This is a genomic window from Paracoccus tegillarcae, assembly GCF_002847305.1.
Taxonomy (GTDB): Bacteria; Pseudomonadota; Alphaproteobacteria; order Rhodobacterales; family Rhodobacteraceae; genus Paracoccus; species Paracoccus tegillarcae.
The window spans coordinates 3262563-3286988 of record NZ_CP025408.1 but is presented as its reverse complement, the minus strand read 5'-3'; the positions used below and the strand labels follow the sequence as shown (position 1 = coordinate 3286988).

The window sequence follows — 24426 nt, the reverse complement described above, 5'->3', positions numbered from 1 at the left end:
CCGGGTTAAACTGGCAATTGGTCGTAGAGACCATGGTTCATAGCTGCCGCAGCAGGGTATCACGCAGCCCAGGCTCGGCCAACGCATCCGATAGCGCGCCCAGACTGTCCAGCGAATGACAGGCATGCAGACTGTGAACATGGGGCAAGATCGCGCGCACACCGCCGGCGCGCGGTGCGAATCCGTCATAGCGCAGCAGCGGGTTCAGCCAGATCAGCCGGCGCGCCGACAGCGACAGCCGCTGCATCTGACTGGCCAGATGGGCAGCATCGCCACGCTCCAGCCCGTCGGTGATCAGCAAGACAACCGCATCGCTGCCCAGTACCCGGCGCGACCAGTCCTTGTTGAACCGTTCGATTGCGTCGCCGATACGGGTGCCGCCCTGCCAATCATCGGCCTCGGACCCGATGGCTGCCAGGGCCTCATCGGGATCACGCTGCCGCAGCGCGCGCGTCACATTTGTAAGCTGCGTGCCGAAGGTAAAGGCACTGACCCGCCCCCATTGACGCTGCGGGTTATGGGCCAGCGCGTGCAGAAACCGCATCAGCAGTCGCGAATAGACCGACATGGAGCCCGAGATATCGCAGATCGCCACCAGATCCGGCGGACGGCGCAAGCGCGACTTTCGGGCAATGCGCCCGATCTCGCCGCCGCGCCGCAACGAGGCCCGCAGAGTCGCGCGCGGGTCCGGCTTTGCGCCATGAGGCTCAGGGTGCATGCGCCGCGTCAATTTGGGTGAGACCGGCAATGTCAGGCGACGGATGGCGGCCTCGGCCTCGGTCAGTTCTGCGGCGCTCATCTGTTCGAAATCCATGCGGCGCAGCACGGCATTGTCCGACCAGCTTAACAGCGCCTCTTGCTCGACCTCTTCGCGCTCTGGCAGGTCGGGTGGCTCGCGGTCTGGCATCTCGCCCATGGCATCGGCCGCGCGACGGTGGGCTGCTGGTTTGGGGGCGGGTGGTTTGTCGTCGCGCGTCTTGTGCGACAGCAAGTGCAGCAGGGATTCGATGAATTCCGGGTCGCGCCAGAACATCGCGAACACCTGATGAAAGATGGTCAGATCATCAGCCCGCGTGATCATGGTCGCGCGCAGGATATAATAGAAATCCGCCCGCCGGGTGAAGCCCGCCACCTCGACCGCGCGGATCGCCGTTTCGACCTGCGCCGTGCCCAGCTTGACCCCGGCCTTGCGCAGGGCGCGGGCGAAATGGACGATGTTCTCGGCCAGCCTGCCCTGTGGTGCTGATCGTGTCTGGCCGCCGGCCATCAGCCGGTGGCCATCAGTTGCGCCTTGGCCTGATCCAGCAGTCGCGTCGTCTCAGCGCCAGCGATGCGGGCGATATCGTCCTGATATTTCAGCAGCGCGCCGACCGTGTCGGTGACCAGTTCGGGCGACAGCGCCACCGCGTCCAGCGCGACCAATGCCCGCGCCCAGTCAATGCTTTCCGCCACGCCGGGCGATTTGAACAGATCCTCGCCGCGCAGTGATTGCACAAAGGCCACAATTTCCGATGACAGTTTGTCGGTGGCCTCGGGGACACGCGCGCGCAGGATCGACAGTTCGCGCTGAAAGCCCGGATAATCGACCCAGTGATAGAGGCAGCGCCGTTTCAGCGCATCATGCACCTCGCGGGTACGGTTCGAGGTCAGGATCACGATGGGCGGCGCATCCGCGCGGATCGTGCCCAGTTCGGGTATGGTGACCTGAAAGTCCGACAGCAGTTCCAAAAGAAAAGCCTCGAAGGGCTCGTCCGTGCGGTCCAACTCGTCGATCAGCAACACCGGCGGGCCGCCAGGCTGCGGCTCCAGCGCCTGCAACAATGGGCGGCGGATCAGGAAATCGTCCGAGAACAGCTCGGCCTGCAACTCGGCGCGGTCAGTCTGACCGGTGGCTTCGGCAGTGCGAATGGCGACCATCTGCGCCGCGAAATTCCATTCATAAATGGCAGAGGACGCGTCCAGCCCTTCATAGCATTGCAACCGGATCAGACGCCGCCCCAGTGCAGCCGACAGGGCGCGGGCGATCTCGGTCTTGCCCACGCCGGCCTCGCCCTCGAGAAACAGCGGCTTGCCCAGCTTGAGCGACAGAAAGGCGACGGTTCCCAGATCGCGCCCGCAGATATAATCCTGACTGGCCAACAGGCTGATCGTATCGTCGATGCTGGCTGGTAAAACGGTCAAGTTGCCTCTCCCCCTCGTCATGGTCGGCTCATCCTAACGGGTAACGCGGGCAGGCTGCCCCTGTCCATTGGTCGCAGGGGCTTGCACCGGTCGCGCAGGCATCGCAGGAATGTCGTCTGGCCGAAGATAGGGAACCAAGATGGCGCGCAAGATTATCATCGACACCGATCCGGGGCAGGATGATGCCGTCGCGATCCTGCTGGCGCTGGCCAGCCCCGAGTTGCAGGTTCTGGGCATCACCGCAGTGGCGGGCAATGTGCCGCTGGCGCTGACACAACTGAATGCGCGCAAGATCTGCGAACTGGCCGGACGCAGCGATCTGCCGGTTTTTGCGGGCTGCGACGCACCTTTGGCACGCAAGCTCGTTACCGCCGAGCATGTTCATGGCAAGACCGGGCTGGACGGAGTGTCCCTGCCCGAACCCGCCATGCCGCTGCAGGATCAGCATGCCGTTGACTTCATCATCGAGACGCTGCGCCGCGAACCCGCCGGAACCGTGACCCTGGTGCCCATCGGACCCCTGACCAATATCGCCGAGGCGTTTCGCCGTGCGCCCGAGATCGCCGAACGGGTGCAGGAAATCGTGCTGATGGGCGGTGCCTATTTCGAAGTGGGCAACATCACCCCGGCGGCCGAGTTCAATATCTATGTCGACCCTGAGGCAGCAGCAGAAGTCTTTGCGTCAGGCGTGCCGCTGGTTGTGATGCCGCTCGACGTGACACATGAGGCCATGACCTCGGCCCCCTGGGTCGAGGCGATGCGCGCCCTGCCAAATCGCTGCGGGCCTGCTGTGGCAAGCTGGACCGATTTTTTCGAACGCTTCGACAAGGAGAAATATGGCAGCAAGGGCGCACCGCTGCATGATCCCTGCACGATTGCCTGGCTGATCCAGCCCAAGCTGTTCGAAGGTCGCCGTATCAATGTCGAGATCGAACTGGGCGGGACCTTTACCCTCGGCATGACCGTGGCCGATTACTGGCATGTGACCGACCGCGCGGAAAACGCGCTCTACATGCGCCATGTCGACCGGCACGGGCTTTTCGATCTGATCGGAGAACGGATCGCCCGGCTGCCCTAATTGTCGGTGCTGTCGGGGGCGGGCTCTACGTTGGCGTCCTGGCCCTGCTCTGGTCCGGTTTCGGACGCGGCATCATCCTGCGCAGTGCCGGCCGTATCCGCAGGGGGTGCATCCGGCGCGCGGTCAGACCCGTCACCCAGTTCTGCATCAATCCGGGCGATCAGCTCAGAGGTGATGTTGATGCTGCCGACCGAAACCAGCGTCGTTTGCCGATCCAGCACCGCCAGCGCGCCGCGTTCCTGCATCAGCAGACCCATGATCGGGCCAGCCGCCTGAAAGAACGCGGCCTGCTCGCGTTGCAGATCGGCGTTCAGATCCTCGACCGATTGCGCGAATTCACGGCGGATCCGAGTTGCGCGCGCGTCAAACGCCTCTGCGCGCTCGCGGAATTCGGCAGCATCCAGTGTCTTGCGCAGTTCCGTCAGTTCTGCCTCTTCAGCGACCAACTGCTTGTAAAGCCGGTCATTTTCTTCGTCTAGCCTGATCCCTGCGGCGTCCAGATCAGCCTGAATACGCCTGCCCCATGCCGAGCCCGCGAAAAGCTGTTCCTGATCAACTGTCAGCACCGGGCTGACGACTGGTACGACCGGCGCCTGCTGTTGATTGTCTTCGATGATCTGCAAGGGCGGATTGCCGTCGCGGCGCGATTCTGGTCGCGACGCCTGCGGCTCTATTCCCGGCAGCGGCGGGGCCTCTTGTGCGTGAACCGGCCCTGCACAGAGCAGAGCCAGACAACACAGGCTGAGGCCACGCCCGAGCATTAGAAATTGGTCGAGATGGTCAGGTCGAACTTCTGTTCCTTGTCCTGCTCTTCCTTTTTCACCGCTTTGGCAAAGTTGAAGCGCAGCGGACCAATCGGCGTGGTCCAGAAGATCGAAGCCCCGATCGATGCGCGCACCTTCATGCTATCATCGACCTCATAGCTGTCACCCTCAAAACTGGCCGTGGTGTTGTCCAGCCCCCAAACGGACCCGACATCGGCAAAAAGTCCGCCGGTAATGCCGTATTCCTCGGGCAGACCAAGCGGAAACTGTGCCTCTGTCCTGAGCGCCCAGTAGTAGTTGCCACCGAGTGCGTCATTGACGTCGTCGCCTTCTTGCGAGGGCCCCAGATCGCGCGGACCCAGGCCGTTTGGCTCGAAGCCGCGCATGTGGCTGCCGCCGCGATAGCGGTCGTTGATGCGGGTGCTGCTGTCGCCATAGCTGACAACGGCACCGGCCTCGAACTCGGCGCGCAGTGCCACCTCTTCGCGCCAGGCACGGCTTTCGACACCGGCGAAAATACCGGTCTTGACGTTTTTCACATCGCCGCCCAGCCCGGCAACATCCTGGCTGAAGGACAGCCGATAGCCGGTCAGCGGGTTCAGCCCGGTAATCCGGCTGTCATAGCTGTAGGAATAGCCAATAGCCGACGTGACCCGGGTGCCCTCATCGTCGATAATCAGGGATGAGCTGCGATCTTCCGTATCGGTTGGCAGTCCGGTTTCATCATCGAAACCGTCTTGCACATTGAGAATGCTGTCGCGGCTGAGGCGATAGCGCACCTCAAGACGACCGTTCTGCGAAATCGGGAATTCGAGGCCGGTCCCCAGATAGGCAGAGCGCGTATCGTATTTGGAGTTCAGCCGCTCGGTCTCGGAATAGCCGCCCGACAGACGCCAGCGCAGATCACGGCCCAGCAGATAGGGTTCGACAAAGTTGAAATCGGCCTTCTGGTCACCCGAGGCGGTCGAGACGTTGATGCCCAATTGCTGACCGCGACCCAGAAAGTTCCGCTCTGTCAGGCCGGCATTGAAACCGACGCCAGAGTTCTGTCCGTAGCTGGCACCAAAGCTCAGCGAGCCGGTGGGCTGTTCCTCGACGTTCACGTCGACGATCACCTGTTGTTCGCTGCTGCCCTGACGGGTCTCGACCTGAGCGTCGCTGAAATAGCCGAGCGCACGGATACGTTCGGCGCTGTTGCGGATTTCGCGTGGGTTGAAGGGGTCACCCTCGACCGTGCGGAACTGCCGGCGGATAACACGGTCCAGCGTGGTGGTGTTGCCCTCGATGTCGATACGCTCGACAAAGATGCGGGGGCCGCGTGTCAGCGCAAAGGTCAGATCCAGCGTGCGCGAGCCGGGATTGCGGGTCACGCGCGGTTCGATATTGACGAAATCCAGGCCCTGTTCGATGGCCACGGTTTCCATCCGGCGGATGCTGTTGTCGATGATGGCCGGATTATAGACCGATCCCGTCCGCACCCGGTTCTGCTCTGCAAAGGCCGAGGCTTCGACGCCCGCGATTTCTGACACCGTGTTGACGCTGCCAAAGCGGTATTGCGGGCCTTCCTGGATGTTGAAGGTGATGTAGAAGGCATCGCGTTCGCGCGCGATTTCCGGTGCGACAGCCTGCACCCGGAAATCGGCATAGCCGCGAGAGCGGTAAAAATCGGTCAGCAGTTGTTCATCCAGCGAGATCCGCTCGGGGGCAAAGGTATCGCTGCGGATGAATGTGCGCAGGATGCCGGCCTGTTTCGTCTCCAGCACCTGCCGCAGGCGGCGGTCGCTGAAAGCGCGGTTGCCGGCAAAGCCGATGCGCTCGATTTCGGTCAGATCGCCTTCGCGGACCTCGAAAACCAGATCGATGCGATTGCCGTCGCGGCGGATGATGCGGGGATCAACACGCGCGGCCAGACGACCCGATGCGGCATAGGCCTGCGCGATGGCGGTGGCATCGGCCAGCGCCTGACTGGGCTGATAGACGCGGCGAGGCTGGGATTGCACGACCTCAAGCAGGCGTTCATCATCAAGGCGGCGGTTGCCTTCGATATTGATCTGGTTGATCGTCGGGTATTCGCTGACCCGGATGACCAGCGTATTGCCCTGCGGGATGACCTCGACGGTTTCGAACAGGCCCGAATTCTGCAGCCGCTGCAGCGCGTCGTTCAGTTCCCCGGCCGAGACCTCTTGCCCGCGCGCGATATTGGCGAAGGACAGGATGGTTGCCGGTTCGATCCGTTCAGCGCCCTCGATGCGCACATCGTTGAACGAATAGGCCCAGGCCGGCATGGCCACCATCGCGACCGGTGTCGCCACTGCCAGCGCCGTCATCAGCGCCACAGCGCGCGTTCCCAATTTGCGTGTCATTGCCGCCCCTCTCGATTTCAAGCCTGTGCGCCGCGTTCCCGGCGGTTGTTTTGTTCATCCTCTACCCCTGTTTCTGCGCGACTGTCAAAAGCGCAGTGACCTTCAGGGGCAGAAAAGATCGTTACTGAGACCGAAAATCATCAGCATTATCACAGCGGCAAAGCCGATCGCGGTCAAAAGGTTCAGGGCGCGGTCTGATGGTGGACGCCCGGTGACGGCCTCGTAGCTGTAGAACATCAGATGCCCGCCATCGAGCACCGGGATGGGCAACAGGTTCAAAAATCCGATCGCCGCCGACAGAAAGGCGATCCAGGTGACAAAGCTGGCCCCACCCGCGCTGGCGGCCTGGCCCGTGGTCTGCGCAATCGAAATCGCGCCGCCCAGATTACAGCTGTCGATCTGCCCCGAAATCATCGCCCATAGCCCTGAAATCGACATGGCAATGACCGACCAGGTGCGATCTATCCCCAGCCAAAGCGCCTCTAGCGGGCCTGCGCTGCGGGTGTCGGGCGTGAAATAACCGTCACCGCCGGTGATGCCCACCAGCCAGCGCCGCTCGTAGCCGCCATCCGCTGCAGGCAGATCCTGCTGCTTGGGCGTGACCGTCACATCCGTAGGCTCCTGGCCTTCGCGCCAGATGCTCAGCACCAGCGGCTGACCTTCGGCAGCCGCAACCTTGGGCGGCAACTGATCAAATCGATCGATGGGGTCTTCGCCGACCGCCAGGATCACATCGCCGGGCATGATCCCCGCTGCCGCGGCCGCACTGCGCGCGCCCACCCCGGAAACACGCGCAGGCATCGGATCGGGGGCAGAGACCGTCACCTCGTCATCCCCGCGTCTGACCCGCCAGTCCTGCATCAGCGCAGGCGGAACCTGCTCGATCACGCTGCGCATATCGGTCCAGCCGGCCACCTCGACACCGCCGATGGCCAGCACCTCGTCGCCCGGCTGCAATTCGTTGATCACCTGCGGCGGCGCGGGGCTGATTTCTCCGATCACGATCTGATCGCGCGGCAGGCCCATGAACATGGCAAAGCCGGCAAAGATCAGGATCGAGAGGATGAAATTGAAAACCGGTCCCGCCAGCAGGGTCGCAAAACGTGCCCAAAGCGGTGCGCCAGCCAGCGTTTGCCGCCGCAAGGCAGGATCGACATCCCTGCCCGGCCCGGCACTGGCGGCATTTTCATCGCCCATGAACCGGACATAACCACCCAGGGGCAGCGCCGCGACCTGCCACAGCGTCCCGTGCCGATCGACGCGCGAGAACAGGCGCGGCCCAAAGCCGATCGAAAAGACCTCGGCCTTGATGCCGGACCAGCGCGCAACGATGTAATGGCCGAATTCATGCACCGCCACGATGATCGACAACGCCACGATAAAGGCCAACAGCGTATAGAGGGTGCTGCCGAATTGCGGGATAAGGTCGGTCATGCGGCTGCGGCCTTTCGTGCTGCGCGGTCCCAGTCAAGGACGGTAGACAAATCGTGCGGTTCCTGCCCGAAATGGGGCTGCTTTGCCATGCGGTCCAGTGTCGCCTCGACACGCGGCGCCATCTCGGTAAAGGCGATGCGTTGGCCGATAAAGTCAGCCAGCGCCTGTTCCTTGGCCGCATTGAACACCGCGCCTGCCGCGCCGCCCGCAGCAATCACCTGACGCGCAAGGCGCAAGGCGGGCCAACGTGCCTCATCCGGTTCGCTGAAGCTCAGGCTGCCGATGGCCGCCAGATCCAGCAGTGCGATCGGCAGTGGCTGCCGTGCAGGCCAGTTCAGCGCGTAACCGATGGCATGACGCATATCAGGCGGTCCGAGATGGGCGATGGTGCCGCCATCCTTATGCGTGACCATCGCGTGCAGGATGGATTCGGGGTGGATCAGTACTTTGATTTTCTCAGCAGGCAGATCAAAGAACTCATGCGTTTCAATGACCTCCATCGCCTTGTTGAACATACTGGCACTGTCGATGGTGATGCGCTGACCCATCTGCCAGTTGGGATGGACCGATGCTTCGGCCACCGTGGCAGACGCCAGTCGTTCCATCGGCCAGTCGCGAAAGGCCCCGCCGGATGCGGTGATGGTTATATGCTCGACGGAATCTAAGTTATCAGCGCCAAGAGACTGAAAAATAGCGGAATGCTCAGAATCAACTGGCAGGATCGTGGCATTTCCCGCCATGGCCGTCTTGCGCAGCAAGCCGCCCGCACAGACCAGAGATTCCTTGTTGGCCAGGGCCAGCGTGCCACCGCGTGACAGTGCCGCCATGCCGGGCGCCAACCCTGCCGCGCCGATGATCGCCGAAAGGGTCCAGTCGGCCGGGCGCATCGCAGCCTCGGTCAATGCGCCGGTACCGGCGGCTGCCTCGATGCCCGATCCCTGCAACGCCTCGCGCAGGGCCGGCAGCGCATCGTCGAAGGCGGTCACGGCAATTTCGGCGCGCAAGGCCAGTGCCATCTCCGTCAGACGCGCAACATTGCGCCCGCCCGTCAGGGCGACGGTGCGGAATGCATCCGGGCCACCTGCCCGCATCAGCAGATCAAAGCCGCTTTCCCCGACCGAGCCGGTCGCGCCAAAAATCGATACGCTGCGCATGGTTCTAAAAGACCAACTGCGGGATTTGCATCACCAGACTGATGAGCAACACCAGCAGGACGGCACCCGAAACCGCGTCAAACCTGTCCATGAACCCGCCATGGCCGGGGATCAGGTTCGAACTATCCTTGACCCCTGCCCGGCGTTTCAGCCAGCTTTCCGCGATATCACCCATCTGACCCGCAAAGATGATCATCGGCGTCACCCAGATCAGTGCAGGATCGCCATGTCCGCTAAGCCAGATGAGCGTGCCCAGAATGACGCCGCCCACCCAGCCGGCAATCGTGCCCGACCAGGTTTTCTTTGGGCTGACAGCCGGCCAGAATTTGGGCCCGCCAAAGTACTTTCCAGCGAAATAGCCAAGGATATCAGACAGAAAGACGGCACCGATCAGCCACAGAACAAAGGGCAGGCCGAATTCCTCGCGCATGCCCACCAGCCCGTATCCGACCAGCAGGATCGCCATGCCAAAGACGGCATAGGTCAGCCGGTCACGCGAGATTGCGCCGGGCAGCCCTGCAAGGATCGGAATGGCGAGGATCGGCAAGACCCACAGCGAAAAGTCGCTGAGCGCGATCATCAGCGCGACGCCGGCCAGTCCGGCCAGGACCATGGGCCTTGACCGACCGAAGGGCGTGTCGTGCATCGACGGATGCCGCCAGCCGGTCATATTTGCCAGTTCCCAAAAGGTCAGCGCCACGAAACACGACATGAACAGCCGCAGGGTAACGCCGGTCGACAGCGCCAATACCAGCCCGATCCCCAGCAAGATTGCGGCTGAGGTGATGCGCCGGCCCAGATCGGACCAGCGACCGGATGCCGATTTCTGCGTCATACGCCTCCAAAGCGCCGGTCGCGCAGACCAAAGCGATCAAGGATCTCGGCCAGCCGTTCGGGCGTGAAGTCGGGCCATAATGTCGGGGTGAACTCGTACTCGGCATAGGCCGCCTGCCAGGGCAGGAAGTTCGAGGTTCGCGTCTCACCCGAGGTGCGGATCACCAGATCGGGATCAGGATGGCCCGCGGTATCCAGGAAATCGCTCAGATCGGCCTCGGTCGGTTGTCGATCACCGAACTGACCAGATGCAATCTTTTCAGCCAGCCGCGTCGAGGCGCGCAGCAACTCGTCGCGGCCGCCGTAATTGATCGCGACGGTCAGATTCAGACGGGTATTGCCAGCGGTCCGCGCCTCGATCCCGCGCATCAGGTCCTGCAGTTTGCGGTCCAGCCGACCGCGATCACCGATAAAACGCATCCGCACGCCCTCGGTCGACAGCCCGTCGGCCTCGCGCTCGATATAGCGGCGAAAGATCTTCATCAGACCCAGCACTTCTTCGGTCGAGCGCTTCCAGTTTTCGGTCGAGAATGCATAGACCGTCAGCCAGTTCACCCCCATATCGGGGCAGGCGCGAACGATCTGCTTTACGCGTTCCGCGCCGCGACGATGACCGACCAGACGCGGCCAGCCACGTTCGGTTGCCCAACGCCCGTTGCCATCCATGATGACGGCAACATGGCGCAGCGATTGACGGCCAGCGCCTCCTTGCGACGCGATCTTGGCGCTTTCGGCCACCATTGCCATCAAACCTGCATGATCTCTGCTTGCTTCGATTCCAGCGCCTCATCGACAGCCGCAATCATCTTGTCGGTCAGCTCTTGGACCGAGGTTTCCCAGAACTTCTGGTCATCCTCGGAAAGGCCGCTCGACTTGCCCTTCTTGATCTGATCCATACCGTCGCGGCGGACGTTGCGTACGGCGACGCGCGCGCTTTCGGCATATTGCGCGGCGACCTTGGTCAGTTCGCGGCGGCGTTCCTCGTTCAGCTCGGGGATCGGCAGCATGATGATGGTGCCGTTCAACTGCGGATTGATGCCCAGACCGGATTCGCGAATTGCCTTTTCCGCCTTTCCGACCAATGCCTTGTCCCAGATATTGATGGTCACCATGCGCGGTTCGGGGACGTTGACCGTACCGACCTGATTGATCGGCGTGGGGCTGCCATAGGCATCGACCATGATCGGCTCGACCATGCTTGCCGAGGCGCGCCCGGTGCGCAGACTGCCGAATTCCTGGCGCAGCGATTCCATCGCACCCTTCATCCGCCGTTCCAGATCGTCCGTATCGAGTTCGAATTCCTCAGCCATGTCGGTCTGCCCGTAATTTGTACTTTTGACAGCTTGTAACCACATTGGCGAAGCATGGCAAAGCCTTTGCCCTGACCTTTACGCATGAACTTGCGCATGGCGCCGATCAATCCTGACGTGCGCGCGACGATTGATCGGCGGCCTGATTGCCATTGCACGTTTGCCTGTCGCTCGGGGCCTGCTGGACCAGCGCCTCTTCGATGGCCTTCAACCGCGCCAGTACCTCGTCGCGATAAGCGCCTGTCATCTCATTTTCTTCGGCGTGATGGGCGTCCTGCATCGAGTTCACGATCAGACCGACGACAAGGTTCATCACCGTGAATGTCGTGATCAGGATGAACGGCACAAAGAACAGCCATGCCTGTGGATAGACCTGCATGACCGGGCGCACGATCCCCATCGACCAGCTTTCCAATGTCATGATCTGAAACAGCGAATAGGCCGAGTCGCCCAAGGTGCCAAACCATTCGGGAAAGGCCGCCCCGAACAGCTTGGTCGCGATCACCGCGAAGACATAGAAGATCAGCCCCATCAGCAGGAACACAGATGCCATGCCCGGCACCGCGTCCAGAAACCCCTCGACCACCCGGCGCAAACGCGGCGTGACCGACACAATTCTGAGCAGCCGCAGCACTCGCAGCGCGCGCAGGACGGAAAAACCCTGGCCCGCCGGCAGATAAGCCACGCCTACAACCAGCAGATCGAACAGATTCCAGCCATTCCGGAAGAATGTCAGTCGCCGCGCATAAAGCTTGGCCAGCATCTCAACGGTAAAGATGGCCAGGCACAAACTGTCCAGCAACAGGATCATCGGCCCGGCCTGCGCCATGGCGCGCGCCGAGGTTTCCACCCCCAGAATCACCGCATTGAAGATGATGACGACGGTAATCAGCCCCTGCACCCGTGGCCCAAAGACCCAGGCGTCAACGCGCGCGCGAAAATCCATTGTATTGGTTGTCAGTCATGCACCCGCGTAGATGTACCCCGGCCTTCCAGAATGCCCTGGAAACCGCCCGGCTCGTCCAGCGAAAAGACGATGATCGGCAGGTTGTTGTCGCGCGCCAGTGCGATTGCCGAGGCATCCATGACGCCCAGATGCTTTTGCAGCACCTCGTCATAGGTCACGATGTCATAGCGTTTCGCATCGGGGAATTTCTGCGGGTCCTTGTCATAGACCCCGTCGACCTTGGTGCCCTTGAAAATCGCCTCGCAGTTCATCTCATTGGCGCGCAGCGTCGCCGCCGTGTCAGTGGTGAAATACGGATTGCCCGTGCCTGCCGCAAAGATACAGATCCGCTTTTTCTCGAGGTGGCGCACGGCGCGGCGGCGGATATAGGGCTCGGCTACTTCATCCATGCGGATGGCGCTGATGACGCGGGTATGGATGCCCTTGGCTTCCAGCGCCGATTGCATCGCCAATGCGTTCATCACCGTGGCCAGCATGCCCATGTAGTCGGCGGTGGTCCGCTCCATCCCCTGCGCACTGCCTTGCAGGCCGCGAAAGATATTGCCGCCGCCAATGACCATGCAGATCTCGACGCCCATCTTGTGAACCGATTCGACCTCATTGGCGATACGGGCGACCGTGGGTGGGTTCAGACCGTAATTCTGATCGCCCATCAGCGCCTCGCCGGAGATCTTCAGCATGACGCGCTTGTAATTCGCGGGTTTGGTCCCGTCATTATCAGTCATGGCTTGGGTCCCCGCTGGTTTCATTGCCGCGCAAAATGTCGCAAAAGCATATCAGGTTCAACCATCGCCAGACCATGATATCCACCGATCTATCCCACATCGACCCCGACCGCCACCTGCTGATCGCAGGCCCCACGGCCAGCGGCAAATCCGCTTTGGCAATGCAGGTGTCAGCGGCGCAGGGCGGTTTGATCGTCAACGCCGATGCGCTGCAGGTCTGGTCCTGTTGGCATGTGCTGACGGCGCGCCCCTCGGCCGAGGACGAGGCCGCCCTGCCCCACGCTCTTTACGGCCACGTGACGCCCGATCGCAGCTATTCGGTCGGCGACTGGCTGCGCGACCTGTCTGCGTTGATGGACCGGCGGCTGATTGTGGTTGGCGGCACCGGGCTGTATCTGACCGCGCTGACCGAAGGACTGGCCTATGTGCCGCCCACGCCGCCCGCGATCCGTACCAGTGGGGATCGGCTGTTGGCCCAGGACGACGGCCTGCAGCAGATGATCGCGGTGCTGGACAGCAAGACCCGCGACCGCATCGATTTGCAAAACCCCGCCCGCGTGCAGCGCGCCTGGGAGGTGTTGCAGAATACCGGGCGCGGCCTGGCCGATTGGCAGGCGGACACGCCACCCCCTTTGATTGGCGCTGATCAAGCGACGCGAATCGTGCTGACGGCTGATCGTGACTGGCTTGCGGACAGGATCGCGCAACGTTTCGACGCCATGCTGGCACAGGGCGCGCTGGATGAAGCCCGCGCGGTGCTGCCTGATTGGCGCAGTGAGGCGCAATGGGCCCGTGCCATCGGCGCGCCGGACCTGATCGCCTTTCTGCGGGGCGAGCAAACGCTGGCCGAAGCCCGTGATCATGCGATCATCGCGACCCGTCAATATGCCAAGTCACAGCGCATCTGGTTCCGCAATCGCATGAAGGCCTGGACCCCGCTTGCAGTGGGCTGAACGGCGGGATGGCATCAGTCAAACCGATACAATGACGCCTTTTGCAGGAACTCTTTTACTTGCACGGCATTATAGGCAATAATTCGCCTATAGACCTTGTTGTGTCGGAGTTGCCTCGGTGTCGATCGTCAAAGACGGTTCATTCGAATCCGGATTTCCCTTTACCCCCAGTCGGTTCAAGGGGATGCCTCAACAGGGCGCGGCATCGGAAGTATCCCCCCTGAAAGCCCGTATTTTACCCGAGATCGGGGTGAATTCCGCGCAGATCGACGAGACAGCGGCGGGATTCATCGGCGAATATTTGCCACAATCTGGCAATCGAACCGGGCAGATGCGGTCGCGCGCGAAGCCGACTTCGCTGAAGGCATTGCCGCTGGCCAGTTTCGTCTGGGGCGGACGCACGCCGATCCCGCAACCGCGGACCCGCGGGGAAATGGTGCTGATCTGGGTAACCCGTGGTCGCCTGAAACTGGACTTTCCACGGCGTACACAGCAGCTTGCCGCTGGCAGCCTGTGTTTCATCCCCGGCACGGCCTTCGCGACATTGCCGCTGGCGGATTGCGCCGGGCAGGTCCTGCTGATCGCCCCGCACCTGACCCGTCACCTGACCCAAGAGTTTCCCGCACGCCTGACAGAGGGCCGCGTCGACCACGACGATCCGGCCTTGCGTCAATTGCTGCACGATCTGGCGGTCGAGGCGCGGCGTGATACCGAAAACTCCCGAGCTGCGATCGAATGCCATCTGGGCCTGCTGGCGCTGCGGTTGCAGCGACTGGAACCGGCGGCCCGTCCGATCGAGCGTCCGCCCGCCTCAAACCCCGATCTGCCCTTGGCTGACCGGTTTCTGACCCTGGCCGAAACCCGCTTTGCCGATGGCAGCACCATCGCCGATCTTGCGCATGAGCTGGGCGTGACGACGGCCGAACTGGACACCGCCTGCCAGCACAAGCACACCAAGCGCGCGCTGGATCTGATGAATGAACTGCGCCTGCAATGTGCAGCGCAGATGCTGCGTGAAACCAGCGAAGATCCGGCGCGGATCGCACGGCTCTTGGGTTATAGCGGTCTTGCACATCTCAGCCGCGCTTTTGTCAACGCAACCGGACGCCTGCCGCGAGAATTTCGTGAATGACGGCGTCAGGCGGCGCGGTCCTGGCCTGGCCCGGCCTTTGAGCGCGCAGCGGGGAACAGCCAAGCCTCAAAGACCGACGGCGGCAATCGGTTGATCACACGCATGACCAGCGCGGTGGCAATCAGCGCAAAGAGCAGCCTGCCCCACAGCACCGCCAGCCCGTCCGCGCCGAGCGCCATGACAATGGCGGTGTCCTCGATCAGGCTGTGGGAAAAGCCCATGAAGATGCAGGCCGCGAGGATCTGACGCGGCGGGATCCGTCCGCTTTGTGCCTCTCGGATCAGCAGCCCGCCCCCAAAGGCGACGCCCAAAAGCGTGCCGATCACTGCGAATTGCCGCGCCTCGCCGCCGATGCCGGCCAGTCGCAGCACCGGGTCGATCAGCCGGCCCAGCAGATCCATGATGCCCGTGATCTGCAGCGCCTCGACCAGCCAGCCCAGCAGCAACAGGACGACCAGCATCCAGGCCATTGTCTCGGTCAGACCGATCAGATAACCGCCCCAGCCCTGCGTTTCCGCCATGGGCTGCCAGGTGCCTTGCAGAGGCTGTTCCAGCCAGCCGGTCGCGGCGCTGATCCCGCGCAGGATGGCTGCATAGATCATGCCGCCTGCCACCCTGATGAGTGTCGTCGCCAGCAGGCCGGGCCCCGCGCGGCGAATGATGGCCTGTTCGATGGGCAGCGCATGGGCAAAAAGCAGCAGCGCGGAAAAGATGGTGATATCTGCCACGCTCAGTTCGGACACGGGCACCAGCGTAAAGATCAGCGTGATCGCGCCCCAGAGGCCAAGCAACATGCCCATCAGCCAGGCGATGCCCAGTTCGGGTGGCAGGCCGTAAAAGGACATGACCGGATCAAACGCCGGCGCGATGGCCGTGATGACACCCATCCGGGCCAGTGCCTCGGCGGCAATCGCAATCGGGATGATCAGCCTTGCGAGGCCGACATAGACATGCAGCAAATCCAAAGTCTTTTGGCGGAATACGGCAATAACGGACATGACATTCTTTCCCGGTGATTCCGCCTGACCCTCTCACGAGCCGCATGGCAGATGTGGTCAAAGATTGCGTCTTTGTGCAATATTATTGCAGATGGAGGTCCGAATGGACGGTATCGACCGGAAAATCCTGAACCTGATGCAGCGCGATTCGGCGCGGACGAATGCCCAATTGGCTGATGAGGTCGGGTTGTCGCCCTCCAGTTGCCTGCGCCGGGTTCGACGGTTGCGCGCCTCGGGCGTAATCGACCGCATTGTCGCGATTTTGAACCCGGCCAAGGCCGGTCGCGGCCTGAAGTCCATCATCACGGTCGAATTGATCCAGCACGGCGAACAGCAACAACGCCGGTTTCTGCAACTGGCACTGAGGGAAGAGGCCGTCGCGCAAGCCTATGCCGTGACCGGCCAAAGCGACGTGGTTCTGATCATGCGCCTGCGCGACATGGAAGAATTCGATGCGCTTTGCGAACGCCTGTTTCGCGACAAAACCAATGTATCGCGGTTTTTCACGATGGTGGTGATCCGCACCGCCAAAGAGGAAACAGCAATCCGCCTATAGTTCGCCCCCGGTCTCGATCTCTGGGTCCGGGCGCCCGCGAAACCCTGTCGCCACCACGAATTTTTCCGACGAGTCACTGCGGCTGGCAGGTGGTTTCACATTGGCGACTTTGGTGAAATTGCGCTTCAGCATGGCCTGCATGTCGCTTTCGGCGCCACCGGCAAGGACTTTGGCCACAAAGGTGCCACCCGGTTCAAGGACGTCAAAGGCCAGTTGCGCCGCCGCCTCGACCAGCGCCACGATGCGCATGTGGTCGGTGTTCTTGTGGCCACTGCTGGATGCGGCCATGTCGGACATGACCACATCGGCCCGGCCGCCCAGCCACGCTTTGACCTTGTCATCAGCGCCGTCTTCCAGAAAATCCAGCACATGGATTTCGGCACCCGCGATGGTGTCGACCTCTTGCAAATCGACGCCCAGCACGCGGCCCACGGCCTTGCCCGATTTCTCGCCAAGCGCATTGACCCGCGCAACGGCCACCTGACACCAGCCGCCGGGCGCACAGCCCAGATCGACGATCCGCGCGCCGGGCACGAGAAAGCGGTATTTATCGTCCAGTTCCAAGATCTTGTAGGCGGCTCGACCACGATATCCCTCGCGCTTGGCCCGCGCGACATAGGGGTCGTTCAACTGCCGTTCCAGCCACAGTTTGCTGGACATCTTGCGGCCCTTGGCGGTCTTGACCCGCACCTTCAGATCGCGCTGCCCGCGCCCGCTGGTATTTCCCTTGGCACCGCCCGTGCCCGGTATCTTGGCCATCATGCCACCCCGTTCATGCCTTCTGGTGTCAGCACCCCATCGCGCACCATCTGCGCATAAAGCAGCCCCTCGCGCAGTCCGCGATCAGCCACCGACAGCCGGTTCGTCGGCCACAGCCGCATCAGCGTCTGCAAGATCGCCGCGCCTGACATGATCAGGGCATGGCGCTCTTTGCCGATGCGCGGATCAGCGCGGCGGCCTTCGGGACCGAGTGCGAGGTAAGAGTGAATCACCTTGTCGATCTGATCGCTGGTCATGGTCAGCCCGTCAACCTTAGTTCGGTCATAACGGCGCAGGCCCAGATGGCTGGCGGCGACCGTCGTGACCGTCCCCGATGTGCCGATGATCTGGAACCCGGCCTCGGGCGAGCCGTCGGCATAGGGCGTGAAATCGGCCAGCATCTCTTCGAAATACCAACTCATCAGCGCAAAGCGGCCCTGATCGTCTTCGACATCCGAAAACTGATCGCGCAGCGTCGCCACACCAAGCGGCACGCTGATCCAGTCGACCACGCGCGCCCCGCCCGGCTGCGGATTGCGAAACCCCTCGCCCAGACGGATGATGGCACGCGCCCGCGCGGCCGGTTCGACATCTTCGAGATCGATCCAGACCAGTTCCGTCGAGCCGCCCCCGATATCGACGATCAGCAACTGTTCGGTCGCGACATTCACCAGCGGCGCGCAGGAAATCACCGCCAGCCGCGCCTCTTCCTCGGCCTCTATCACCTCTACCGGCAGGCCGGTTTCCCGCTGGATCTTGCGCATGAAGTCACGGCTGTTGCGCGCGCGGCGGCAAGCCTCGGTCGCGACCAGACGCATATTGGTGACGTTATGTGTCTCTAGCTTGCGCCGGCAGACCTGCAGCGCATGAACCGTGCGCGCCATCGAACTGCGCGACAGGCGGCCAGAGGCCTCCAACCCGTAGCCAAGCTGCACGGGCTTGGAGAAACTGTCGATGACCTGAAACTGATTGCCGCGCGGGCGTGCAATAAGCATCCGGCACGAATTTGTTCCAAGGTCGAGCGCCGCATAAAGCGGCTCTTCCTTAGTGTGGCGGGCAACGGACGGCTCTACCGGCTTTTTCCTCGGGAACGCGTCCGCACCCGCGGGACGCTTGGGCGTCATGATCTACGCCCTCCGATTTCAACTTGCTCTCAACGTAGCGTGGCCCCTGTCACCGTTCAAGGGCCACCGTTAAGCCAAGCTGTCAGCGACGCTAGCCCGCAGCCGCGAGCAGCGACGCATTTCCGCCCGAGGCGGTCGTGTCGACGCACAGATGCCGTTCCATCACGCAATGGCTGGCCAATTCGGCAGAGTTGACCAGTGGAATGATGGGTCCTTCCAACTCGGCCAGCACTTTGGCGTATTCGCGGGCCAGCGCTTCTGGGCCGTCGAAAGCCACAACCGCAAGGTCGCGCTGGCCGCGCAAGTCCTCGGGATCAACACTCTGATCATAGGTCAGCGACTCACATCCATGGGCTTTGGCAATCGCGGCCTGGGCTGCGGTATCGGGGCCAAGACACAGGACCGTGCCTCTTGGATGTTCCGTCAGCCTGTTTGATTCGCCAGTCGGCCCCGGCAGCAACACGGTCGACAGGATCTGCGTCGTATCCGTGCGCTTCTGGTCCAGCCCCTTGCTGATCGACGTGCCCGCGCCGGTGCTGTGTTCCGTGCCCCCGCTGCCATCGTTGCGGGTAAAGGGCACCGCCCGAAAACGCGGCACATAATGCGGCCCACCCGCCTTGGGTCCGGTGCCCGACAGCCCCTCGCCGCCAAAGGGCTGGCTGCCCACGATCGCACCGATCTGGTTGCGGTTCACATAGACGTTGCCGACATGCAGGTGACGGTCGATATGTTCGACCCTGTCGTCGATGCGGGTATGCAGGCCAAAGGTCAGCCCATAGCCCGAGGCATTGATGGCCGCGATCACCTTGTCCAGATCTTCGGCCTTGAAGGTCGCCACATGCAGGACCGGACCGAATATCTCGCGTTCGATATTCTCGATCCCGCCGACGCGGATGCTCACCGGCGCCACGAAATGCCCGCGTGACGGCGCTTTCAGCCGGTGCAGCACGCGTCCGTCGCTGCGCGCGGCTGCGACATGATCGTCGATGCCTTTCTTGGCGGCTGCGTTGATGACCGGGCCTATATCGGTTTCCAGATGCCAGGGATCGCCAAGGCGCAATTCGTCCATGGCACCGTGCAGCATGGTCAGCATCTTGTCGGCCACGTCTTCCTGCACATAGAGGATGCGCAGGGCGCTGCAGCGTTGCCCGGCCGATTGAAAGGCGCTGGCCAGAATGTCGCGAATGGCCTGTTCGGGCAGTGCGGTGCTGTCCACGATCATCGCGTTCAGCCCGCCGGTTTCGGCAATCAACGGCGCGTCAGGCGAAAGGTGTTCGGCCATGGCGCGATTGATCGCCTGTGCGGTGGGCAGGCTGCCGGTAAAGCAGACGCCATTGACCCGCGCATCACTGCTAAGCGCGGTGCCGACCACGCGGCCTTCGCCCGGCAGCAATTGCAGCGCATGGGCAGGCACGCCCGCCTCATGCAGCAGTTGTGCTGCGCGCCATGCGACAAGGCTTGTGGTTTCGGCTGGCTTGGCCAGCACGCCATTGCCCGCAGCCAGTGCCGCGGCGATCTGGCCGGTGAAAATCGCCAGCGGGAAGTTCCAGGGCGAGATGCAGGTAAAGAGGCCGCGCGGCGCATCTGCACTGGCGAAATCGGCGTAGTAGCGCAGGAAATCCACTGCCTCGCGCAATTCGGCGACGCAATCTGGTTGCGATTTCCCGGCCTCGCGCGCGATCAGGGCAAAGAGTTCGGCGTAATGTTCCTCGTACAAATCAGCCGCGCGGCGCAGGGCCGCTGCGCGCTCTTCGGGCGGGGCGTCCCAGATGCGGGCGTTGCTCAGCGCGGTTTCCACATCCGCAGGCGTCGATTGCCCGACCTGCCCCACGGTGTCACCGGGGCGCGCGGGGTTGATCACCGTTTCCGTCTGGCCGTCGCGCGATAGGTCACCCGCCAGCAACGGGCCGCCCTGCCATTGATGGCTGGCCCATGGCGCGCGGGCCTGTTCGATCATTTCCAGAACCTCGGGATCGCGCAGATCGAAGCCACGCGAATTCACCCGGTCCTTGCCAAACAGGTTTTCCGGGTGCCTGACCCCCACTGCGGGTTGCCCTGCGACCTGTTCCCATTCGACAAAGGGATCTGGCGCGACCTCGGCGGGGGGCACGTCCTCATCAACGATCCGGTTCACAAAGCTGCTATTGGCGCCGTTTTCCAGAAGGCGACGGACCAGATAGGCCAGCAAATCCTCATGCGCGCCGACCGGGGCATAGATGCGGCAGCGCGTGTCGTGCCCATCGTGCAGCAGCCCGTGCAGCGCCTCGCCCATGCCGTGCAGGCGCTGGAATTCCCAATCGCGATCCTCGCCGGCCAGTTCAAGCACCGCGGCGGTCGAATGGGCGTTATGGGTTGCGAATTGCGGATAGATGCGCGGGCTTGCCAGCAATTTGCGTGCGCAGCAGATCCAGGCCACATCGGTTGCGGGCTTATGGGTCCAGACCGGAAAGCCCGGCAGCCCCTCGACCTGCGCGCGTTTGATCTCGGTGTCCCAATAGGCGCCCTTGACCAGCCGGACCATGATGCGCCGGTCCAGCCGCTCGGCCAGCGCCTCGAGCCAGTCGATGGTGCCGGCGGCGCGCTTGCCATAGGCTTGCACCACGACGCCGAACCCGTCCCAACCGGCCAGCGACGGATCGGACAGCACGGCCTCGATCACATCCAGCGAAATCTCTAGCCGGTCGGCCTCTTCCGCGTCGATGTTCAACCCCATATTGGCGGCCTTTGCCGCCCGCGCCAGCCGCAGCGTAATGGGCACCAGTTCGGCCATCACCCGGTCGCGCTGCGGTTCCTCGTACCGGGGATGCAGCGCTGAAAGCTTGATCGAAATGCCCGGATTGTCGCGGATATCGCTGCTTTTTGCCTGCGCTGCCAGCGCCGCAATCGCGCCTTCATAGGCGGCAAGATATTCGCGCGCATCCGCCTCGGTGCGCGCCGCCTCGCCCAGCATGTCATAGCTGTAGGTATAACCCTTGGCGACGCGGTCGCGACCGCGTTTGATCGCATCCTTGACCGTTTCGCCCAGCACGAATTGCTGGCCCATCTCGCGCATCGCGCGGTGAACGGCGGTGCGGATCACCGGCTCGCCCAGGCGCTTGACCGCATTGCGCAAATGGCCCGCGATGCCGGGGGATCTGTTTTCCTGCAGCACCTTGCCTGTCAGCATCAGCGCCCAGGTCGAGGCATTGACCAGCGACGAGGACGACTTGCCCAGATGATGCCCCCATTCGGAGGGGGCGATCTTGTCTTCGATCAATTCATCCATGGTCTCGGCATCGGGGACGCGCAGCAGCGCCTCGGCCAGACACATCAGCGCCACGCCCTCATCGGTGGACAGGCCGTATTCTGCCAGAAACACCTCCATCAGGCCCGGATCGTCGCCTGCCCTGATATCACGCACCAGTTCCACCGTGGTCGCGTCGATTCGTGACCGGGCCGCCGCATCGGGACCATAGCTGGCGATCAGCGAAGCAATGGCGCTTGCCTCATCAGCCAGATGGGCCGCGCGTATGCTGGAACGTAGTGTTGGCAGTTCAGTCATTATATCCTCCGATCCACTTGCCATGACGCTATCGCGATCAGGCGTCGGTTGCACGGGGCGATTTGCCCAGCTATGCCCGATGCGATACAGCAAGCGAGAGAGCCGACATGATCATTATCGCCGCAATCGTGATCGGAGCCCTGCTGGGCTGGCGCCGTGCAACCGCCCTTGGCGGTAACCGCAAGGACCGGCTGCAATATGCCGCAGCCTTCGCGCTGGCCTTTTCGGCCCTGGGCCTGTTTGTCACCATCATCATCGACAGGATGGTCTGATGCTGACCCCCTTTCTCGACAATCTGCGCCGAGAAGGGGTTCCCGTCAGCCTGCGCGAATATCTGGACCTGCTGGCGGGCCTGCAGGCTGGCGTGACCGGCTGGACCGTCGATGGCGTTTACCATTTCTCGCGCACCGTTCTGGTCAAGGACGAACGCCACATCGACCGCTTTGACCGGGCGTTCGCGGCCAGTTTCAGCGGGCTGGAGCATGTGACGCTGGACGAGCTGATTTCCGAGAAAGCCCTGCCCCGCGAATGGCTGGAAAAACTGGCCGAAAAACTGCTCAGCGATGACGAAAAGGCCGATATCGACGGGCCGGGCAGTTTTGACGAGTTGATGAAGCGGCTGCGTGACCGGCTGGCCGAACAAAAGGGTCGCCACCAGGGCGGCAACAAATGGATCGGCACCGCAGGCACCAGCCCCTTTGGCGCCTATGGTTATAACCCCGAAGGCGTGCGCATCGGGCAGGATGAAAGCCGCCATCGCCGCGCGGTCAAGGTCTGGGACAAGCGCGAATTCCGCGATTTCGACGACAGCGTCGAATTGGGCACCCGCAACATCAAGGTCGCACTCAAGCGCCTGCGTCAATGGGCCCGCCACGGCGCAGCGGACGAGCTGGATCTGCCGGCCACCATCCAGGCCACGGCCGATCACGGCTATATCGACGTGAAAACCCGGCCCGAGCGGCGCAATGCGGTCAAGGTGCTGCTGTTTCTGGATGTCGGTGGCTCGATGGACGATCACACCCGTCTGGTGGACGAATTGTTCAGCGCCGCCCGCGCCGAATTCAAGCATATGGAACATTACTACTTTCATAACTGCCCCTATGAGGCCGTCTGGAAGGACAATCACCGTCGCTGGAACGAACAGATCCCGACCTGGGATCTGCTGCATCGCTATGGCCGCGACTATAAGTGCATCTTTGTCGGTGACGGCTCGATGTCGCCCTATGAGATCGCCGTGCCGGGCGGTGCGAATGAACACTGGAACGAGGAATCGGGCGAGATCTGGCTGCGCCGCCTGGCAGAAACATGGCCCGATCATGTCTGGCTCAATCCGGTGCCAGAGCCGCGTTGGGCCTATACCCAATCCATTGGCATGATCCGCCAGATTTTCGAAAACCGGATGATGCCGCTGACGCTGGACGGCTTGACCCAGGCCATGCGGGTGCTGGGCTAACAGGAGGGACCGCGGCCATGCTGGGACCGACGGCGAACGTGATCTTTGCGGTCCTGCTGACGGCGGCGGTCGGGATATGGCTGCGCCGACATCTGCATCGTCGTGATTGGCCGATTGCGGCGGCCTTTCTGGTGGCCGTTGCGCTGACGGGCTTTTTCGGGTTTCGGCTGGTCGACCGGGCGCTTTACTGGACCAATCCCGCGCATCAGCATCAGGCGCCTCAGCCATGGATGACCGTCGGCTTTCTGGCGCGATCATGGCACCTGCCCCCGCCCGAACTGGCGCAGGCGATCGGGATCACCGACGGTTCCATGCGCGGGCTGCGCCTGTCAGAGATCGCCGAGGTGCAGGGCATTCCCATCGAGGCATTGATCGACACCCTGAATGACAGACTGGCGCAGGAACGCACCCGCGCAGACGGCCCGGATGAGCCCGGCGCCACCTCGCCGCCATGACAGAGACGATCCTGGCCCTGCTGCCGCAATGGGGCCCCTGGCTGATCGCGCTGGCCACGCTGGCATCCTGCCTGTTGCTGCCGGTGCCATCATCGCTGCTGCTGATCGCGGCGGGGGCCTTTGTCGGATCGGGCGATCTGACCCTGATGACGGTTGCGCTGGCGGCCTTGGCCGGCTTTCTCATCGGCGATCAGGCGGCGTTCTTTCTGGGTCGCGGCGCGCAGGACTGGCTGTCGCGCAGGCAGGGGCGCAGCGGAGCGATGGTCGGGCGCGCGCGCGGTATGCTGGCGGCGCGCGGCGGCACGGCGGTCTTTCTGTCGCGCTGGCTGTTCTCGCCGCTTGGGCCATGGATGACGCTGGCGGCCGGTGCGGCGGGCTTTCCGCATCCCAACTTTACGCTGGCCAGCACCCTTGGCGCGATGATCTGGGTGGCGATCTATCTTGGGCTGGGCATGGTCTTTGGCGGCAATATCGCGGCGGCTGCCGATCTGGCCGGTTCCGTCCTTGGCCTTGTTGCTGCCACCGCCATCATGCTGGGGCTGGGCCTCTGGCTGAACCGGCGTATCCGCGAACGGCGCGGGCAGCAGCCGGGCGACCGCGACCAACGGTAGGTGCAAAAGCGCTCGACTGATGGCGCATCGCAAT

General features: G+C 62.8%; 23 protein-coding genes. 8 read left to right on the top strand and 15 right to left on the bottom strand.

Annotated features, from left to right (window positions below; translation table 11 throughout):
* Positions 1 to 37: 37 nt before the first annotated feature.
* Positions 38 to 1267 (bottom strand): vWA domain-containing protein, encoded by a 1230-nt coding sequence (locus CUV01_RS16145; protein ID WP_101461370.1) that lies wholly within the window; start codon positions 1265 to 1267, stop codon positions 38 to 40.
* Positions 1267 to 2181 carry an AAA family ATPase gene (locus CUV01_RS16140; protein ID WP_232962309.1) on the bottom strand — a complete coding sequence of 305 codons (915 nt, stop codon included), beginning with the start codon at positions 2179 to 2181 and terminating at the stop codon, positions 1267 to 1269. The genes CUV01_RS16145 and CUV01_RS16140 overlap by 1 nt, the downstream gene beginning before the upstream one ends.
* Positions 2182 to 2320: 139 nt before the next feature.
* Here CUV01_RS16140 and CUV01_RS16135 point away from each other — a divergent pair, with 139 nt between their 5' ends.
* On the top strand, positions 2321 to 3259 hold the full coding sequence (locus CUV01_RS16135; RefSeq protein ID WP_101461368.1) for a nucleoside hydrolase: 939 nt from the start codon (positions 2321 to 2323) through the stop codon (positions 3257 to 3259).
* Here the strand turns inward: CUV01_RS16135 and CUV01_RS16130 are convergent.
* The 9 genes from CUV01_RS16130 to pyrH form a co-directional block, all read right to left on the bottom strand.
* Positions 3256 to 4020 (bottom strand): OmpH/Skp family outer membrane protein, encoded by a 765-nt coding sequence (locus CUV01_RS16130; RefSeq protein ID WP_101461367.1) that lies wholly within the window; start codon positions 4018 to 4020, stop codon positions 3256 to 3258. The genes CUV01_RS16135 and CUV01_RS16130 overlap by 4 nt on opposite strands.
* Positions 4020 to 6386 carry an outer membrane protein assembly factor BamA gene (gene bamA, locus CUV01_RS16125; RefSeq protein ID WP_101461366.1) on the bottom strand — a complete coding sequence of 789 codons (2367 nt, stop codon included), beginning with the start codon at positions 6384 to 6386 and terminating at the stop codon, positions 4020 to 4022. Before bamA ends, CUV01_RS16130 begins: the two co-directional genes overlap by 1 nt.
* 102 nt (positions 6387 to 6488) lie before the next feature.
* Positions 6489 to 7820, bottom strand: coding sequence for an RIP metalloprotease RseP (gene rseP / locus CUV01_RS16120; protein WP_101461365.1), 1332 nt, complete (start codon positions 7818 to 7820; stop codon positions 6489 to 6491).
* On the bottom strand, positions 7817 to 8974 hold the full coding sequence (dxr, locus tag CUV01_RS16115; RefSeq protein WP_101461364.1) for a 1-deoxy-D-xylulose-5-phosphate reductoisomerase: 1158 nt from the start codon (positions 8972 to 8974) through the stop codon (positions 7817 to 7819). The genes rseP and dxr overlap by 4 nt, the downstream gene beginning before the upstream one ends.
* A 4-nt stretch (positions 8975 to 8978) precedes the next feature.
* Complete coding sequence (locus CUV01_RS16110; RefSeq protein ID WP_101461363.1) at positions 8979 to 9809, bottom strand: phosphatidate cytidylyltransferase; 831 nt, start codon at positions 9807 to 9809, stop codon at positions 8979 to 8981.
* Entirely contained in the window at positions 9806 to 10549 is a 744-nt protein-coding gene (uppS, locus tag CUV01_RS16105; protein WP_198731941.1) for a polyprenyl diphosphate synthase, read from the bottom strand. The genes CUV01_RS16110 and uppS overlap by 4 nt, the downstream gene beginning before the upstream one ends.
* Before the next feature lie 5 nt (positions 10550 to 10554).
* Positions 10555 to 11118 (bottom strand): ribosome recycling factor, encoded by a 564-nt coding sequence (gene frr / locus CUV01_RS16100; protein WP_101461362.1) that lies wholly within the window; start codon positions 11116 to 11118, stop codon positions 10555 to 10557.
* 106 nt (positions 11119 to 11224) lie between these two features.
* On the bottom strand, positions 11225 to 12064 hold the full coding sequence (locus CUV01_RS16095) for an ion transporter (protein ID WP_101461361.1): 840 nt from the start codon (positions 12062 to 12064) through the stop codon (positions 11225 to 11227).
* A gap of 11 nt (positions 12065 to 12075) precedes the next feature.
* Positions 12076 to 12810, bottom strand: a complete 735-nt coding sequence (pyrH, locus tag CUV01_RS16090) for a UMP kinase (RefSeq protein ID WP_101461360.1) — start codon at positions 12808 to 12810, stop codon at positions 12076 to 12078.
* A 74-nt stretch (positions 12811 to 12884) separates the two neighbouring features.
* On the opposite strand from pyrH, the gene miaA reads away from it, so the two are divergent.
* Entirely contained in the window at positions 12885 to 13763 is an 879-nt protein-coding gene (gene miaA, locus CUV01_RS16085) for a tRNA (adenosine(37)-N6)-dimethylallyltransferase MiaA (RefSeq protein ID WP_101462165.1), read from the top strand.
* 118 nt (positions 13764 to 13881) lie between these two features.
* Positions 13882 to 14895, top strand: coding sequence for a helix-turn-helix domain-containing protein (locus tag CUV01_RS16080; RefSeq protein WP_157994890.1), 1014 nt, complete (start codon positions 13882 to 13884; stop codon positions 14893 to 14895).
* A gap of 5 nt (positions 14896 to 14900) precedes the next feature.
* Here the strand turns inward: CUV01_RS16080 and CUV01_RS16075 are convergent, their stop codons facing one another.
* Entirely contained in the window at positions 14901 to 15893 is a 993-nt protein-coding gene (locus CUV01_RS16075) for a nucleoside recognition domain-containing protein (RefSeq protein WP_101461358.1), read from the bottom strand.
* 103 nt (positions 15894 to 15996) lie between these two features.
* Between CUV01_RS16075 and CUV01_RS16070 the strand changes: the two genes are divergently transcribed.
* A complete protein-coding gene (locus CUV01_RS16070) occupies positions 15997 to 16449 on the top strand; it encodes an Lrp/AsnC family transcriptional regulator (RefSeq protein ID WP_101461357.1) in 453 nt (150 codons plus the stop codon).
* Here CUV01_RS16070 and CUV01_RS16065 read toward each other — a convergent pair.
* From CUV01_RS16065 to putA, 3 genes are all read right to left on the bottom strand, one after another.
* A complete protein-coding gene (locus CUV01_RS16065) occupies positions 16444 to 17208 on the bottom strand; it encodes an RlmE family RNA methyltransferase (protein WP_101462164.1) in 765 nt (254 codons plus the stop codon). The two genes, CUV01_RS16070 and CUV01_RS16065, sit on opposite strands and share 6 nt — an antisense overlap.
* Positions 17208 to 18332 carry a Ppx/GppA phosphatase family protein gene (locus tag CUV01_RS16060; protein ID WP_101461356.1) on the bottom strand — a complete coding sequence of 375 codons (1125 nt, stop codon included), beginning with the start codon at positions 18330 to 18332 and terminating at the stop codon, positions 17208 to 17210. Before CUV01_RS16060 ends, CUV01_RS16065 begins: the two co-directional genes overlap by 1 nt.
* A gap of 91 nt (positions 18333 to 18423) precedes the next feature.
* Entirely contained in the window at positions 18424 to 21873 is a 3450-nt protein-coding gene (putA, locus tag CUV01_RS16055; RefSeq protein WP_101461355.1) for a bifunctional proline dehydrogenase/L-glutamate gamma-semialdehyde dehydrogenase PutA, read from the bottom strand.
* 107 nt (positions 21874 to 21980) lie between these two features.
* On the opposite strand from putA, the gene CUV01_RS19940 reads away from it, so the two are divergent.
* From CUV01_RS19940 to CUV01_RS16040, 4 genes are read left to right on the top strand one after another with little or no spacing between them, the layout of a single operon-like run.
* Entirely contained in the window at positions 21981 to 22145 is a 165-nt protein-coding gene (locus tag CUV01_RS19940) for a hypothetical protein (RefSeq protein ID WP_198731835.1), read from the top strand.
* Positions 22145 to 23326, top strand: coding sequence for a vWA domain-containing protein (locus CUV01_RS16050; RefSeq protein WP_101461354.1), 1182 nt, complete (start codon positions 22145 to 22147; stop codon positions 23324 to 23326). The genes CUV01_RS19940 and CUV01_RS16050 overlap by 1 nt, the downstream gene beginning before the upstream one ends.
* Before the next feature lie 17 nt (positions 23327 to 23343).
* The gene (locus CUV01_RS16045; RefSeq protein ID WP_101461353.1) at positions 23344 to 23781 is read left to right on the top strand and encodes a hypothetical protein; all 438 of its coding nucleotides are present in this window, start codon (positions 23344 to 23346) and stop codon (positions 23779 to 23781) included.
* Positions 23778 to 24392: a DedA family protein gene (locus tag CUV01_RS16040; protein WP_101461352.1), complete on the top strand. Its 615-nt coding sequence runs from the start codon at positions 23778 to 23780 to the stop codon at positions 24390 to 24392. The genes CUV01_RS16045 and CUV01_RS16040 overlap by 4 nt, the downstream gene beginning before the upstream one ends.
* Positions 24393 to 24426: the final 34 nt, after the last annotated feature.